General features: G+C 64.1%; 13 protein-coding genes. 6 read left to right on the top strand and 7 right to left on the bottom strand.

What is annotated here, in order from left to right:
• Window positions 1-86: 86 nt before the first annotated feature.
• A complete protein-coding gene (locus tag X727_RS163865) occupies window positions 87-1,028 on the bottom strand; it encodes a threonine/serine dehydratase (protein WP_023694026.1) in 942 nt (313 codons plus the stop codon).
• Between the two features lie 50 nt (window positions 1,029-1,078).
• On the opposite strand from X727_RS163865, the gene X727_RS163870 reads away from it, so the two are divergent.
• Window positions 1,079-1,381: a metalloregulator ArsR/SmtB family transcription factor gene (locus X727_RS163870; RefSeq protein WP_023694025.1), complete on the top strand. Its 303-nt coding sequence runs from the start codon at window positions 1,079-1,081 to the stop codon at window positions 1,379-1,381.
• Window positions 1,382-1,401: 20 nt separating this feature from the next.
• On the opposite strand, the gene lysA is transcribed toward X727_RS163870, so the two are convergent.
• The 3 genes from lysA to argH all read right to left on the bottom strand — a co-directional run bounded on the left by lysA (window position 1,402) and on the right by argH (window position 4,426).
• On the bottom strand, window positions 1,402-2,670 hold the full coding sequence (gene lysA / locus X727_RS163875) for a diaminopimelate decarboxylase (RefSeq protein ID WP_023743995.1): 1,269 nt from the start codon (window positions 2,668-2,670) through the stop codon (window positions 1,402-1,404).
• A gap of 80 nt (window positions 2,671-2,750) precedes the next feature.
• Window positions 2,751-2,957 carry a hypothetical protein gene (locus X727_RS163880; protein WP_023743996.1) on the bottom strand — a complete coding sequence of 69 codons (207 nt, stop codon included), beginning with the start codon at window positions 2,955-2,957 and terminating at the stop codon, window positions 2,751-2,753.
• 68 nt (window positions 2,958-3,025) lie between these two features.
• On the bottom strand, window positions 3,026-4,426 hold the full coding sequence (gene argH, locus X727_RS163885; RefSeq protein WP_023743997.1) for an argininosuccinate lyase: 1,401 nt from the start codon (window positions 4,424-4,426) through the stop codon (window positions 3,026-3,028).
• 34 nt (window positions 4,427-4,460) lie between these two features.
• Here argH and X727_RS163890 point away from each other — a divergent pair, with 34 nt between their 5' ends.
• Window positions 4,461-5,153 carry a TlpA disulfide reductase family protein gene (locus tag X727_RS163890; protein ID WP_023743998.1) on the top strand — a complete coding sequence of 231 codons (693 nt, stop codon included), beginning with the start codon at window positions 4,461-4,463 and terminating at the stop codon, window positions 5,151-5,153.
• On the opposite strand, the gene X727_RS163895 is transcribed toward X727_RS163890, so the two are convergent.
• Window positions 5,150-7,597, bottom strand: a complete 2,448-nt coding sequence (locus X727_RS163895) for an EAL domain-containing protein (protein WP_023737452.1) — start codon at window positions 7,595-7,597, stop codon at window positions 5,150-5,152. The genes X727_RS163890 and X727_RS163895 overlap by 4 nt on opposite strands.
• Before the next feature lie 474 nt (window positions 7,598-8,071).
• Here X727_RS163895 and ugpB point away from each other — a divergent pair, with 474 nt between their 5' ends.
• From ugpB to X727_RS163915, 4 genes are all read left to right on the top strand, one after another.
• Complete coding sequence (gene ugpB, locus X727_RS163900; protein ID WP_023743999.1) at window positions 8,072-9,382, top strand: sn-glycerol-3-phosphate ABC transporter substrate-binding protein UgpB; 1,311 nt, start codon at window positions 8,072-8,074, stop codon at window positions 9,380-9,382.
• Window positions 9,383-9,453: 71 nt separating this feature from the next.
• Entirely contained in the window at window positions 9,454-10,338 is an 885-nt protein-coding gene (ugpA, locus tag X727_RS163905) for a sn-glycerol-3-phosphate ABC transporter permease UgpA (RefSeq protein ID WP_023731064.1), read from the top strand.
• A gap of 9 nt (window positions 10,339-10,347) precedes the next feature.
• Window positions 10,348-11,196, top strand: coding sequence for a sn-glycerol-3-phosphate ABC transporter permease UgpE (ugpE, locus tag X727_RS163910; RefSeq protein WP_023833377.1), 849 nt, complete (start codon window positions 10,348-10,350; stop codon window positions 11,194-11,196).
• A gap of 7 nt (window positions 11,197-11,203) precedes the next feature.
• Entirely contained in the window at window positions 11,204-12,265 is a 1,062-nt protein-coding gene (locus tag X727_RS163915; RefSeq protein WP_023744000.1) for a sn-glycerol-3-phosphate import ATP-binding protein UgpC, read from the top strand.
• Between the two features lie 35 nt (window positions 12,266-12,300).
• Here the strand turns inward: X727_RS163915 and X727_RS163920 are convergent, their stop codons facing one another.
• Together X727_RS163920 and X727_RS163925 are read right to left on the bottom strand one after the other, a co-directional pair.
• Window positions 12,301-13,383, bottom strand: a complete 1,083-nt coding sequence (locus X727_RS163920) for an ABC transporter ATP-binding protein (protein ID WP_023744001.1) — start codon at window positions 13,381-13,383, stop codon at window positions 12,301-12,303.
• Entirely contained in the window at window positions 13,380-14,951 is a 1,572-nt protein-coding gene (locus X727_RS163925; RefSeq protein ID WP_023833376.1) for an iron ABC transporter permease, read from the bottom strand. Before X727_RS163925 ends, X727_RS163920 begins: the two co-directional genes overlap by 4 nt.
• Window positions 14,952-14,990 lie beyond the last annotated feature (39 nt).

The following is a 14,990-nucleotide window of genomic DNA, read 5'->3' as shown; positions in this document are numbered from 1 at the left end:
CAGCAAACACGGCAAAGGCGAGGCGGTTCCGGAAAACTTGAAAAGCTTTGGCGGGTTTGGGTCTGCACTTCAGCCAAAGCAAGGCTTCAGAATTTCGTGGGATCGGTGTTCGAGCCGCAGACCAGGACCGCGATCCGTTCGCCCGGCGCCGGGGTGTAGCGGCCGGACAAGAGAGCCGCAAAGGCTGCGGCGCCACCCGGCTCGGCGATGATACGCACCCGCTCCCACAGCGCCTTCTGCGCGGCAATGATGGCGTCGTCGGTGACCAGGATGGAGCGTTCGACGAAGGCCTCGGCGATCGGGAACATCATCTCGCCGACGCGTTTGGGCGCCAGCGAATCGGCGGCGACGCCTTCGGCCGGCGCATCGACGGGGTGGCCGGCCTCGAAGGCGCGATGCAGCGTCGGCGCGCCTTCGGGCTCGATGGCGATGATCCTGATGCGGCCGGCAAACCAGGCGGCGATGCCGCCGATCAGGCCGCCGCCGCCGACAGCGACCAGCAGCGTGTCGATGTCTGGCAGATCGGTTTCGATTTCGAGGCCGAGTGTGCCCTGGCCGACCAATGTTTCCTCCTGGTTGAAGGCATGGATCTGCAGCGCGCCGGTCTTTTCGGCAAAAGCCTCGCTGGCGGCCAGCGCCTCGGCATAGCGGGCGCCGCCGACCATCAGTTCGGCGCCGTAGCCGCGGATGCGCTGCAGCTTGGCCGGTGGGCTGACTTCGGGAACGAAGATCGTCGCCTTGTGGCCAAGCCGCATGGCGGCATAGGCGACCGCGGCGCCATGATTGCCGCCCGAAGCCGCAACCACGCCGGCCGCAGGCACCGGCCGTTCGAGCAGATTGGTGAAGGCGCCGCGCGCTTTGAACGAACCGGAATGCTGCAGGCATTCGAGCTTGAGGTCGACCGCCAGCGGCGGCCGGTCGAAATCGGCCATGTCGACGCGCAGCACCGGCGTGTGCCTGATATAGCGGCGGATGCGCGGTTCCATCGCGGCAATGCGTTCGCGCGTGACGGTGTTGCCGTTCGTCATGACCATCTCCTTGGGATTGACAGCAATTAGTAACTTGGCAAAATGGCTAAATGCAAGAGGTTGATGTCTTCAAGGCGATCGCCAACGAACGCAGGCTGCAGATCCTCGACTGGCTGAAGGATCCGCAGGCGCATTTCCCGGCCCAGGCAGACGGCGATCTGGTCGAGGACGGCGTTTGCGCGCTGCTGATCGCGGAGAAGCTCGGCATTACGCAGGCGACGCTCTCCGAACATATGCGCGTGCTTACCCAGGCCGGTCTGCTGCGGCCCAAGCGCATCAAGCAATGGACGTTCTACCGCCGCGACGAGGACAGGATCGCCGACACAAGGATGCTCATCCAAAACCGGCTGTAGCGCAGCCGCCGTGGCGGCTCCTATGCAAGCCAGTCGGGCACCGAATCCAGGCCGATAAGCTCGTCATAGGTCTGGCGCCGGCGTACGACATGGAAACGGTCGCCGTCGACCAGAACCTCAGGCACAAGTAGGCGGGTGTTGTAGGTGCCGGATTGCACCGCGCCATAGGCGCCGGCGGTGGTGACGGCAATGAGGTCGCCAGACTTGAGCCGGGGCAGGTCACGGTCGAGGCCGAGATAGTCGCCGGTCTCGCAGACCGGGCCGACGACGTCGACCCCCATGCGCGGCGTGTCGGCCGGCGGCTGCACCACCGGCTTGATGTCGTGGAAGGCATCGTAGAGCGTCGGCCGGATCAGATCGTTCATGGCGGCGTCGACGACGAGGAAGTTCTTGGCGTCGCCTTCCTTCACGAAGATCACTTCCGAGACCAGGATGCCGGCATTGCCAACGATCAGCCGGCCCGGCTCGAACATCACCTTCACTCCAAGCTTTGTCAGATGCTTCCTGACGATCTCGGCATAGGCATCGGGCAGAGGCGGCGGGCTGTTGTCGGTGCGGTAGGGGATGCCGAGGCCGCCGCCGAGATCGACATGCTCGACGGGGTGGCCATCGGCGCGCAGCGCGCCGACCAGTTCCGCCAGAAGCGCGAAAGCATCGTCAAAGGGCTGCAACTCGGTGATCTGGCTGCCGATATGGGTATCGATGCCGATGGGCTTGGTGCCCGGCAGCCCGGCCGCGCGGGCATAGACCTGGCGCGCCCGTTGCCAGGGAATGCCGAACTTGTTCTCGGCCTTGCCGGTGGAGATCTTCCTGTGCGTCCTGGCGTCGACATCCGGGTTGATGCGCAGCGACACCGGCGCCACCTTGCCGAGCGCGGTGGCGCGGGCCGACAGCAATTCAAGCTCCGGCTCGGATTCGACATTGAAGCAGAGAATGCCGGCCTCGAGCGCGAAATCCATCTCGCGCGCGGTCTTGCCGACACCGGAAAACACGATCTTGTTGGCCGGGATTCCGGCGGCGAGCGCGCGGCGCATTTCGCCTTCCGAGACGGTATCGGCGCCGGCGCCGAGCTTTGCCAGCGTCCGCAGCACCGCCTGGTTGGAATTCGCCTTCAAGGCGTAACAGACCAGCGTGTCGAGCCCGGCAAAGGCCCCGGCGAACACCCGGTAGTGTCTGGTCAAGGTTGCCGTCGAATAACAATAGAACGGCGTGCCGACGCTTGCGGCGATGTCTGGTATCGCCACGTCCTCGGCATGGAGCACGCCGTCGCGGTAATCGAAATGGTTCACGAGAGTGTTTCCGGAAGTTGGAGCACGAGACCTGGTTAGCACGAGACCTGGCCAGAAAGACCAAGCCGGTCTCATCGGCTCTAGATCAGCGGGTCGAGGATGAACTTCTTGTCCACGACCGGTTTTTCCGGCTCCGGCGGCACCGGCTGTTTGGCGCGCTCGGCGTCCTTGCGGGCCTGGACGGCCGCTTCATAGGGCGTGTCGAGACCGGCCTTACGGCCGCAAGCGGTCACGGCAGCTATCGCCGTAAGCAGCGTCAGCGTCACCAAAATCCTGCTTGCGGTCATCGATCCATCCGTCCGAAACATTATGTGCTGCGCTTTTAACCGAGTTTTAGGCGCATTGCACCCCGGCATCATGCCTTGGCGATGCGCTTTTTCCAGCTGCGGATCTGCTTCCTGACCTCCGACGGCGCCGTGCCGCCGAAACTGGTGCGGCTCTTCACCGAATTCTGCACCGCCAGAACCGAGAAGATGTCTGCCGTGATGCCGGGGTTGATCGACTGCAGATCTTCCAGCGACAGCTTTTCAAGGCTCACCTTCTTCTCTTCGGCCACCGCCACCGCGCGACCGGTGACATGGTGTGCCTCACGGAAGGGCAGGCCCAGCGTGCGCACCAGCCAGTCGGCGAGGTCGGTCGCGGTCGCGTGGCCCGAGCCGGCGGCCTTCTTCATGGCGGCGGCATTGACCGTCATGTCGCGCACCATGCCGGTCATCGCCGCCAGCATCAGATCGAGCGTCTCGGCGGCGTCGAAGACCGATTCCTTGTCTTCCTGCATGTCCTTGCCGTAGGTCAGCGGCATGCCCTTCATCACGGTCAGCAGCCCGACGAGATGGCCGGTGACGCGGCCGGTCTTGCCGCGCACCAGTTCGGCGGCGTCCGGGTTCTTCTTCTGCGGCATGATCGAGGAGCCGGTGGAGAAACTGTCCGACAGTCTGACAAAGCCGAATTGCGGCGTCGACCAGATGATGATTTCTTCGGCGAGCCGCGACAGATGCGTGGCGGAGATCGCCACCAGGCTCAAAAACTCCAGCGCGAAATCGCGGTCGGAGACGCTGTCCAACGAATTGCGCATCGGCTCGCGGAAGCCGAGCGCCTTGGCGGTCTTGTGGCGATCGATCGGAAAACTGGTGCCGGCAAGCGCTGCCGCGCCGAGCGGGCTTTCATCCATCCGCTCGATGGCGTCGCGGACGCGCGACAGGTCGCGCGAAAACATCTCGACATAGGCCATGCAATGGTGGCCGAAGGTCACCGGCTGCGCCGCCTGCATGTGGGTGAAGCCGGGCATCACGGTCGCCGCATGCTCCTCGGCGCGATCGAGCAAGGCTGAGATCAGCCCCTTCAGCGCCTCGGCGACGCGAAAGCACTCGTCCTTGACCCAGAGCCGGAGATCCACCGCCACCTGGTCGTTGCGTGACCGCGCCGTGTGCAGGCGGCCGGCGGCCGGGCCGATCAGATCGGCAAGGCGGGCCTCGATGTTCATGTGAATGTCTTCCAGCCGGGTCGAGAACTCGAACGTGCCGGCCTCGATCTCTTTCAGGATCGTGTTCAGCCCGTGAGCGATTTTTTCTTGATCGGCCGCCGAAATAATGCCCGTTTCAGCCAACATCTCGCTGTGGGCGATCGAACCTCTTATGTCTTGGGCATAGAGTTTGCGGTCGAACGAAATCGACGCGTTGATCGCTTCCATGATCGCGGCCGGACCCGAGGCAAAACGTCCGCCCCACATCTGGTTGCTGGCCTTCTTGTCGCTCATCGCTATAACCCGTGCTCCGGAGCAGTCTTAGAAAATGGCAGACGGTAACAGATACTTCCCGGCCCCGCGCCTGATCCTCGCCGCTTTGCTGGCGGGCGTGCTGGCCGGCGCGGTCGCGGTATATGTCAGCGAGAGCGGGTCTGGCAACAACGCAGCCACCGGCAGCGCACCTGCGGCCGGCGCGGGCAACAGCAAGAACGATGTCGCCTGCGCCGCCAAGAGCGACCGCGCCAAAAAGGTTGCCGCCGCGGCCACCGGCCAGGTGGCGGCATTGCTGCCCGCCGATCCGCCGCAATCGCTGAAAAGTCTCGCCTTCAACGGTCCCGACGGCAAGCCGATGACGATCGCCGATCATGCCGGCAAGACCGTGCTGCTCAATTTGTGGGCAACGTGGTGCGCGCCCTGCCGCGCCGAAATGCCGGCGCTCGACGCCTTGCAGAAGGAAAAGGGCAGCGATGCCTTCGAAGTGGTCGCGGTCAATGTCGATGCCGGCGACGATGTGAAGCCGAAGAAGTTCCTCGCCGATATCGGCATCGGGTCGCTCGGCTACTACCGCGATTCGACGCTGGCGCTGTTCAACGACGTCAAGACGCGCGGCTTGGCGCTAGGCCTCCCCGTCACCATGCTGATCGATGGCGAAGGCTGCCTGGTCGCGCATATGAACGGACCGGCGGAATGGTCGGGACCGGATGCCAAGCGCCTGGTCGAGGCCGCACTCGCCCCTTAGGATGAGCGCAGGGCCGCCGCCGGCGGCAGCATCAAGATGCTGCCGCCGCGTTGTTTGACGCTGGCGTCCTCTTGTGCCGCCGGCGCCGCGACGCCGGTCAGTTCGCTGAACGCCTCGATCGGGCTCGGCCGGCCTAGATAGTAGCCCTGGCCGATCTCGCAGGCCTCGGCGTCGAGGAATTTCAGCTCGCCCAGCGTCTCGACGCCCTCGGCCAAAACCGGCAGGCCGAGACCGCGGCCAAGCCCCAGAACGGCGCGCACGATGGCTGCCACCTGGCCGTTGCTGTCGACTGATTTGATGAATGAGCCGTCGATCTTGATCTTGTCGAAGGGGAAGGCGCGGAGATTGGACAGCGAGGAGTAGCCGGTTCCGAAATCGTCCATCGCCACACGCACGCCAAGCGCCTTCACCTGGCGCAAGGTCGCCAGCGCGCGCGGCATGTCCTTGACCAGCGCCGTTTCGGTGATCTCGAGTTCGAGCCTGCCGGGCGTCAGGCCGGAGCCGAGCAGGACTTCATGCACCTTGCGGCTGAAATTCGGATTGTGGAGCTGCACCGCCGAGACATTGACCGCGACGGTGAGAGGGTTCTTCCAGCGCGCAGCCTCGGCGCAGGCCGTCGCCAGCACCCATTCGCCGATCTGGATGATGACGCCGCTGTCTTCGGCCACCGGGATGAAGGTCGCCGGCGACACGTCGCCGCGCTGCGGATGGCGCCAGCGGATCAGCGCTTCGAACCCGACCATCCGCCCGCTGCTGATCTCCTTTTGTGGCTGGTAGACGAGGCGAAACTCATCGCGCGCCATGGCCTGGCGCAGTTCGTGCTCCATCACGCGCCGGTCTCGCGCCTCGGCGCCCATCGAGGCCTCGAAGTAACGGTAGGTGTCCTTGCCCTCGGCCTTGGCGCGGTAGAGCGCGGTGTCGGCGTGGCTGACCAGGAGTGTCGGCTCATCGGCGTCGAGCGGATAAAGTGCAATGCCGATGCTGGCCGACACCAGCCCGCCACCGACCGACAGCCGGTTTTCCTCGCGCATGGCCGCCAGCACCGCCTCGGCGATGCGGCCGGCCGCCTGCGGATCGGGAAGGTTCGGAGCGATGATGGCGAACTCGTCGCCGCCGAGACGCGCCAGCATCTGTCCGTGGCGGAGCACGGCGGAGGCGCATAGCGCCACCTTCTGCAGCATGGCATCGCCGGCGCCGTGCCCGAACAGGTCGTTCACTTCCTTGAAGCGGTCGAGGTCTAGCAGCAGCAGCGCAAGATGCCCGCCCTTGCCGCCGCGGTCCATTGCGGCAATTTCGGCCTCGAGCCGGCCGGAGAAACTGCGGCGGTTGGGGAGCCCGGTCAGCGGGTCGAAATGGGCGAGGCGCAGTATCTCCTGCTCGGCCTTCCGGCGTTCGCGGATGTCGCGCACGGCGACCACGCTGTGCCGCTTGCCGCAATAGTCGATGCTCCTGGCGATAAGTTCGACGGGGATGGTGGCGCCGTCATGGGCTCTGAGCTCCGCTTCCTGTGCCTGTCCGCTGCAGTCGGACATGCCGGCCGCGGTGCGTTCGCCGAAGAGATCGCCAAGCAGCATCGCGTTCAGCACTTCCGGCGCCATGCCGGTTAGCGCGGCGATGCTGTCATTGGCGCTGACGATGCGGGCGCCGTCGCAGACGATCAGCCCCTCGACGGCGGCGTTGGCGAGGCCGTGCATGCGCTCTGCCTCGAGCTTGTGACGCCGGAAACGCAGGTCGATCCACAATGCTGCGGCTGAAAGCACCAGGATAGCCATGCTGACTGCAGCGGCGGCGAAGGCCTGCGACACCGGTTCAACCGTGAACTGCGATATCTGGATGGAGGAGTCCGGGAAGATCGACACCGCGCCCATGGCGATGAAGTGCAGGCTGCAGATCGCCAGCGTCAACAGGATGGCGGCGGCGATTGTGGCCTGCATGGACGGCCGTCGCAACACGACCAGCAGCGCCAGCGCGGCGAGGGTGACGCCTGTCAGCACCGAGACGCCGACCAGCAGCGGGTTCCAGACGATGCGCCCTTCGACCTCGAAGGCGGCCATGCCGATATAGTGCATGGCGGCGATACCAGCGCCGAGGACCGCGCCGCCGACCAGAGGGTAGTCGATGCCCCGGCGCAAGGTGGCGATCCACATGCCCGCGGCGGTCAGGGCGACGGAACCGGCGAGCGAAAGCGCCGACATTTCCGCATTGTAGGCGTTGGGGATTCCGGGAGAAAAGGCAAGCATTGCGATGAAATGCGTCGCCCAGATGCCGAAGCCGGTGGAAGTGGCTGCTATCATCAGCCAGGTATAGCGGTTGCGCTCGCTCGAGCGGTCGACATGGCGAAGCAGGTTGACCGCCGAGAAGGAAGAAATACCGCAAATGAGCGCTGCCAGTGCGACCAGTCTCAGATCGTGCTCATGCACGATACAATTATAGACCGTCAGCATCTCGCCCCACCTGCTCTCCCACAGCAATCAAGCCGTCCACTTGATTAGTATGTCGCGCTTGACGAAGAATCGGTTATGCGAACTACAACTACAGCGGGTTTTTCGGGTTGTACCTTGCGGCGATCCTGTCTCATTCCAGACAGGGTCACAGCAGCGCTTGGCGCGATGCCGCTCTACCGATCTCGATCTGGCCGAGCGCCGGTATGGCGGCCGCATGGTACAGGTGCGTGGCGCTGTCACGGGGGCCCTTCATGCATCGCCGGCGGTCGGCGATCGTCGCAGGCCCACCGCGCCCATGTATCGCTGAGCCGGCTTGGAATTTCTCTCTGTCCTCGTTGCAGAGCGAGGGGGCGCGAAGTTAGCCGGGTATGAAATTCACGAAACAGCAACAAATCCGTTGTCCGATTGTCATCAGCGACACATATTGCCTTTGCGGGAGTGCCCCTTTCGCCAATGACAAACGGGAGATGAAACATGAAGTTGTTCGGCTTTGCGGCCGGTGTTGCCGCCACCTTGACCCTGCTTTCCACCACCTCCGCCTTCGCCGCCACCCAGATCAGTTGGTGGCATGCCATGACCGGCGCGAATGCCGAGGTGGTCGACAAGATCGCCAAGGATTTCAATGCCAGCCAGAGCGACTATGAAATTCTCCCTGTTTTCAAGGGCACCTATCCCGAAACGCTGAATGCCGGCATCGCTGCCTATCGTGCGGGGCAAGCGCCCGACATCATCCAGGTGTTCGACGTGGGTACCGGCGTCATGATGGCAGCCGAAGGTGCGATCAAACCGGTGGCCGATGTGCTAACCAGCGCCGGCGTGACCTTCGACAAGAGCCAGTATTTGCCCGGCATCGTCGGTTACTATTCGAAGCCGGACGGGACCATGCTGTCCTTCCCCTATAATTCCTCGTCGCCCATCCTCTACTACAACAAGGATATTTTCCAGAAGGCCGGGCTTGATGTGAACAACCCGCCAAAGACCTGGAACGAGGTGTGGGAAGCCGCCAAGAAGATCAAGGCGAGCGGCGCCGCTTCCTGTGGCTATACCTCGACCTGGTTGACCTGGATCCACCTTGAGGCCTTCGCGGCCTGGAACGACGTTTCCTATGGCACCAACCAGAACGGACTTGCCGGAACCGACGTCGAGCTCAAGATCAATGCGCCGATCTTCGTCAATCATTTCCAGGCGCTCGCCGATCTGGCCAAGGACGGCACCTTCAAATATGGCGGCCGTACATCCGAAGCCAAGCAGATCTTTCTTGCCGGAGAATGCGGCATCTTCACCGAATCGTCGGGGGGGCTCGGTGACATCGTCAAGTCGGGCATGAACTACGGCATCGGCCAGCTTCCCTATGATAGTGACGCCAAGGGCGCGCCCCAGAACACCACGCCGGGCGGCGCCAGCCTGTGGGTGTTCGGCAACAAATCGGACGAGGAATACAAGGGCGTCGCGGCGTTCTTCTCCTATCTCTCCAAGACCGAAGTGCAGGAGTATCTGCACCAGAAGTCGGGTTATCTGCCGGTGACGCTCGCTGCCTATGAGGCGACCAAGAAGTCCGGCTTCTATGACAAGAACCCGGGCCGTGAGACGCCGATCCTGCAGATGCTGGGCAAGGCGCCGACCGAGAACTCGAAGGGCGTGCGCCTCGTCAACCTGCCGCAGGTGCGCGACATCGAGAATGAGGAGTTCGAGAAGATGCTGGCCGGCCAGCAGACTGCGCAGCAGGCGCTCGACAATGCGGTCGCACGCGGCAACAAGGCGATTCAGGAAGCGATCGGAAACTGAAGCGGTTTGTCAGTCGAACCTCGTCCACGCGGACCCGCGTGGACGACTTCCTGAACAGCGAGGGAACCACACTGTCTCCACGCGTCGTCTTTCCCAACAAGACCCTGCCTTACCTGCTGGTGGCGCCGCAACTCGCCATTACGCTGATCTTTTTCTACTGGCCGACGGGGCAGGCGCTCTACCAGTCGATGCTTAGGGAAGACCCGTTCGGGCTGAAGAGCAAGTTCGTCGGGCTCGCCAATTTTCGCAAGGTGCTGGCCGACCCGGCCTACCTCAACTCGATCAAAGTTACGCTGGTGTTCTCTCTGGCGACCGCGATCGTCGCCATGGGTGTGGCCCTGTTGCTTGCCGTCATGGCCGAGAAGGTGGTGCGAGGCAAAGGCCTCTATCGCACGCTGCTGATCTGGCCGTATGCGGTGGCGCCCGCGATTGCCGGCATGTTGTGGCTGTTTCTGTTCAATCCCTCGATCGGTTCGCTGGCCTACGCCTTGAGAGGTCTCGGCATCGCCTGGGATCCCTTGCTTAACGGAAACCAAGCCATGATCCTGCTGGTATCTGCGGCTGCCTGGAAGCAGATCAGCTACAATTTCCTGTTCTTCGTCGCCGGGCTGCAGGCAGTGCCGAAGACGTTGATAGAGGCGGCGGCCATGGACGGCGCCGGGGAGACGAAGCGCTTCTGGACCATCGTTTTCCCGCTGCTCGCGCCGACGACCTTCTTCCTGCTGGTCGTCAACACGGTCTATGCGCTGTTCGACACTTTCGGTATCGTCCATGCGGTCACCGGCGGCGGGCCGGGCAAGGCCACCGAGACGCTGGTCTACAAGGTCTACAATGACGGTTTCGTCAATTTGATCCTCGGCGATTCGGCCGCGCAGTCGGTCATCCTGATGGTCATCGTCATCTCACTCACGGCCATCCAGTTCCGCTATGTGGAACGCAAAGTCCACTACGGTTGAGCGCGAGCGATGATTGGTCAGTCCCCGCTTCGCGCCCTCATCGCCCACGCCGTGCTCATCCTGGGCATCCTGATCGTCGCTCTCCCGATCTACTACACCTTCGTTGCCTCCACGCAGACGCTGCAGACCATCCTCAAGCCGCCATTGCCTCTTTTGCCCGGCGACCAGGTCTGGAACAATTACAGCGAGGCGCTGTTCGGCGGTGTCGGCCGCATCGGCGGCGTCAGTGTCGGCCGATTGCTGCTCAACACCACGATCATGGCGCTCGGCATCGCGGTGGGGAAGATTTTCATCTCGATCCTTTCGGCCTATGCGATCGTGTTCTTCCGTTTTCCGCTTCGGATGGTCTTCTTCTGGCTGATCTTCATCACCCTGATGCTTCCCGTCGAGGTGCGCATCCTGCCGACCTACAAGGTGATGGTCGATCTCGGCATGATCGACACCTATGCCGGCCTGATCATTCCGCTGATCGCCTCGGCCACCGCCACGCTTCTGTTTCGCCAGTTCTTCATGACCATTCCAGGTGAGTTGGTGGAAGCGGCGCGTGTCGACGGCGCCGGGCCATGGCGCTTTTTTTTCGACATCCTGTTGCCGCTGTCGCGCACCAACATCGCAGCACTGTTCGTCATCCTCTTCATCTATGGCTGGACGCAGTACCTGTGGCCGCTGCTCGTCACCAACAGCAACGACATGAACACCATCGTCATCGCACTTAGAAAGATGGTTTCCTTCGCCGATGCCGATACCCAATGGCATCTGGTCATGGTCACCGCGATGCTGGCCATACTGCCGCCGATCCTGATCGTGGTGCTGATGCAACGCTGGTTCGTGCGCGGACTGGTCGATACCGAAAAGTGAGAAGCTGATGGCGACCGTCGATCTGAAGGATGTGAAGAAAGTCTATCCCGGCGGCGTCGAGGCGGTGAGGGGTGTCTCGATCGCCATTCCCGACAAGGAGCTTTGCGTTCTGGTTGGGCCGTCCGGCTGCGGCAAGTCCACGCTGCTGCGGATGATCGCCGGGCTTGAGACCATTTCTTCCGGCATCGTCGCCATCGACGGCAAGATCGTCAACACGATCGGTCCGACCGAGCGCGACATCGCCATGGTGTTCCAGAACTATGCGCTCTATCCGCATATGAAGGTCTACGACAACATGGCCTATGGATTGCGCAACCGGGGTACTCCCAAGGACGAGATCGACAGCAGGGTTCGCTCGACCGCCAAGGTGCTGGAACTCACGGCGCTGCTCGACCGGCGCCCACGCGAGCTTTCCGGCGGCCAGCGCCAGCGCGTGGCCATGGGTCGCGCAATCGTGCGCAATCCGAAAGTCTTCCTGTTCGACGAACCGCTTTCCAACCTGGACGCCAAACTGCGCGGCCAGATGCGGGTCGAAATCAAGAATTTGCAGCGCTCGCTCGGTGTCACCTCGGTCTACGTCACCCATGACCAGCTTGAGGCGATGACGCTGGCCGATATTCTCGTCGTCATGAATGGCGGATTGGTCGAGCAGACGGGTGCGCCGCTCGACATCTACGAGAAGCCGGCGTCGACCTTCGTCGCCTCCTTCATCGGAGCGCCGCCGATGAACCTTCTGCCTCTTTCGCAAGGACCGGCTGGTCCGGCGCTGACCGACGGCAAGACGGTTGACTTCGCGCCTACGAACGCCGCCACGCTTGGCTTCCGCCCTGAGGATGCCGACGTCACCTTCAGTGCCGAGGCATCATCCGGCGCGCTTATTCTGCCTGCGGCGGTCGAGGCGGTCGAACCTGTGGGAGCCGAAAGCTTTCTTCACTGTGCCGCCGGCGGCAACCGCATCGTCGTGCGTGTGGCCGGCCGCGCCACGGCCAAACCCGGCGATCAACTGCGCGTCGTGGCCAGGGCCGAGAAGCTGCATTGGTTCGACAATGCTGGGAAACGAGTCGATTGACGCAGCCGCTCGCGCCAATCCGACGCATCGGCAGTTCAGGCGAAGACATGCGCCTTGCCGGAAACTGTCAGACGCACGATCTCGCCGACGGCAGGTGCGTCGATTCCCGGCTTGCGTAAGGTCAGCGGTGTGCTGCCGATCGCCGCGGCGTCCGGCGGATCGGGGTTGTTCAACAGCCGCACGGCAATGGTGCACATCGAGCCTGCGAATTCCGAGTCCGTCACCTCGGCGAATATCGTGCCCGCAGGACCCGACATGCCTTCGCGCGACGTGCGCTTTACCTGCACCTGCTCCGGTCGCAGCATGATGCGGGCGATGTCGCGCCGCTCCTTCGAGTCGACGGCTATGCGACCAAGCGAGGAGGTGGCGAAGCCGCCTGAAATCTTTGCCGGCAAGATGATGGCGTCGCCAAGAAACTCGGCAACCATGCGGTCTTTCGGCTGCAGATAGAGTTCTCGCGGTGTGCCGATCTGAGAGAACTTTCCGTCGCGCATGACCGCCACCTGGCTGGCGAAGGACAGCGCCTCGGCCTGGTCGTGGGTGACCAGGATGGTGGTGATGCCGGCGGCTTCGAGTAGTTCGGCCACCGCCTTGCGCATCGAGGCGCGCAGACCGGTGTCGAGCGCCGAGAACGGTTCGTCGAGAAGCATCAGCCTGGGCTTCATCGCCATGGCGCGGGCCAGCGCCACGCGCTGCTGCTGGCCGCCGGAGAGCTGGTGCGGGCGGCGCTTGAGGATCGCCTTGTCCAGCCCGACGGTATAGGCGAGCTCGGCGATGCGCTCGGCGCGCTGGTCCTCGCCGCGGGCCATGCCAAAGCCGATATTGTCGCCGATGCTGAGATGCGGGAACAGGGCGCCATCCTGCGCCACCAGGCCGATGCCGCGGCGGTGCGCCGGCACCGCATGGCCGCCATTGGCCAGCACTTCGCCGTCGAGCACGACGCGGCCCTGGTCGGGCGCCTCGAAGCCGGCGATCAGCCGCAGCAAGGTGGTCTTGCCGCAGCCGGACGGGCCGACGATGGCGGTGCGACTGCCGCTGGCGGCGCTGAGGTCGACCCCGGCAAGGGCTGCGACCGGGCCGTAGTGCTTGGTGAGGCCACTGATTTCGAGAAAGCTCATCGCCCGGCCATCCGTTTCGACTGGACATAGAGCAGCCAGGTCAGCGGCAGCGACATCGCCACCATGATGAAGGCGTAAGGGGCGGCGGAGGCATAGTCGATCTCGCCGCTATAGGACCAGAACGCCATGGCCAGCGTGCGCGTGCCGTTGGGCGCCAGCATCTGGGTGGCGGTCAGCTCGTTCATGATGCCGAGCGCGACCAGCGCCATGCCGGCCGCAGCCCCCGGCGCCGACAGGCGAATCGTTGTCGACCAAAGCGCCTTCAGCGGCGGCCGGCCAAGGCTGGCGGCGGCGCGTTCGAGCTCGACCGGCGCCTGTGCGATCGAGGCTCTGAGGCTGATCAAGGCGCGCGGCAGGAACATCAGGGCATAGGCGACCAGGATTGTGAACAGCGTCTGGTAGAGCGGCATGGCGATGCGCACGGTAATGGTGACCAAGGCCAGCGCGATGACCACGCCGGGCAGCGAACCGACAATGTAGTTGCAGCCTTCGAGCAGCCGCTGCAGCGGTCCCGGCGCGCGGATCGAGATCCAGGCCATCGGCATGGCGGCGATGGTCGCAAGCAAGGCGCCGGCCAGCGCCAGGAACAGCGTCTGGCCAAGCGCCAGGCCGATCTCGTCCAAACGCCAGACGTCGGCGCCGCCGGCGACCAGCCAGCGGCCGATGGTGACGAAGGGCACGCCGATGGCGAGAAGCGTGGCGATGGCAGGCAGAGCCAGGCAGGGCAGGGTGGCGCGACCGAGCCTGGTGCGCTGCTGGCGGCGCGCGGCACCCGAGCCTACGCGGGCATAGCGTTCCTCGCCGCGCACCAGCACCTCCAGCGCGAGCAGCACGAAGCAGCAAGTCACCAGGACGCCGGCCAGCATGTTGGCGGCGGGACCGTTGAAGGTCGACTGGAACTGGTCGACGATCGCCGTGGTGAAAGTGTCGAAGCGGATGAAGACGTAGAGGCCGTATTCGGCCAGCAGATGCAGGCCGACCAGCAGCGCGCCGCCGCAAATGGCCAGTCTCAGCTGCGGCAGCACGACACGCCAAAACACCCGCCATGGTCCAAGGCCGAGTGCTGCGGCTGCGTCCTCCAAAGCAGGATCGAGCCGGCGCAGAGCCGCCGCCAGCGGCAGATAGAGGAACGGGAAATAGGCGAGAACCGAGACCAGCACGCCGGCCCACAGGCCGTGCAAGGTCGGCACCATGGTGATCCAGGCGTAGGAATGCACGAAGGCGGGGATGGCGAGCGGCGCCACCGACAGCCAAGCCCACAGGCGGGCGCCGGGCAGGTCGCTGCGCTCGGTCAGCCATGCCAGCGTCACCGACAGCACGGTGGCGATCGGCACGGTGAGCGCCACCAGAAGCACGGTGTTGACCAGAAGTTCGCCGACGCGCGGCCGGAAGACCAGGGCCGAAGCAGTGTCCCAGCCGATCTGCACACCGATCCAGATGATGAACGCCAGCGGCAGCAGCGACAGCAGCGAGACAATTATGGCGGCAAGCGCGATCCAGGACATGGGCTTCCGGCGGGACCGCTTGGCTGCCTGGCCTGAACGTGCGAGATCGACGACAGACTGCATCACCTCACCCGCGCCACTGCCGCCGGGGCGGGGGCGCCG

It is taken from the genome of Mesorhizobium sp. L103C105A0, assembly GCF_000502215.1.
Taxonomy (GTDB): Bacteria; Pseudomonadota; Alphaproteobacteria; order Rhizobiales; family Rhizobiaceae; genus Mesorhizobium.
This window is presented reverse-complemented; position numbering and strand designations above follow the sequence as displayed.

Excerpts from the sequence above, each read along its gene's own strand:
- X727_RS163925 (WP_023833376.1), bottom strand. The coding sequence starts at position 14,951 with ATGCAGTCTGTCGTCGATCTCGCACGTTCAGGCCAGGCAGCCAAGCGG.
- X727_RS163870 (WP_023694025.1), top strand. The coding sequence starts at position 1,079 with ATGCAAGAGGTTGATGTCTTCAAGGCGATCGCCAACGAACGCAGGCTG.
- X727_RS163895 (WP_023737452.1), bottom strand. The coding sequence starts at position 7,597 with ATGCTGACGGTCTATAATTGTATCGTGCATGAGCACGATCTGAGACTG.
- X727_RS163915 (WP_023744000.1), top strand. The coding sequence starts at position 11,204 with ATGGCGACCGTCGATCTGAAGGATGTGAAGAAAGTCTATCCCGGCGGC.
- X727_RS163920 (WP_023744001.1), bottom strand. The coding sequence starts at position 13,383 with ATGAGCTTTCTCGAAATCAGTGGCCTCACCAAGCACTACGGCCCGGTC.
- X727_RS163865 (WP_023694026.1), bottom strand. The coding sequence starts at position 1,028 with ATGACGAACGGCAACACCGTCACGCGCGAACGCATTGCCGCGATGGAA.
- X727_RS163880 (WP_023743996.1), bottom strand. The coding sequence starts at position 2,957 with ATGACCGCAAGCAGGATTTTGGTGACGCTGACGCTGCTTACGGCGATA.
- ugpE (WP_023833377.1), top strand. The coding sequence starts at position 10,348 with ATGATTGGTCAGTCCCCGCTTCGCGCCCTCATCGCCCACGCCGTGCTC.
- argH (WP_023743997.1), bottom strand. The coding sequence starts at position 4,426 with ATGAGCGACAAGAAGGCCAGCAACCAGATGTGGGGCGGACGTTTTGCC.
- X727_RS163890 (WP_023743998.1), top strand. The coding sequence starts at position 4,461 with ATGGCAGACGGTAACAGATACTTCCCGGCCCCGCGCCTGATCCTCGCC.
- ugpB (WP_023743999.1), top strand. The coding sequence starts at position 8,072 with ATGAAGTTGTTCGGCTTTGCGGCCGGTGTTGCCGCCACCTTGACCCTG.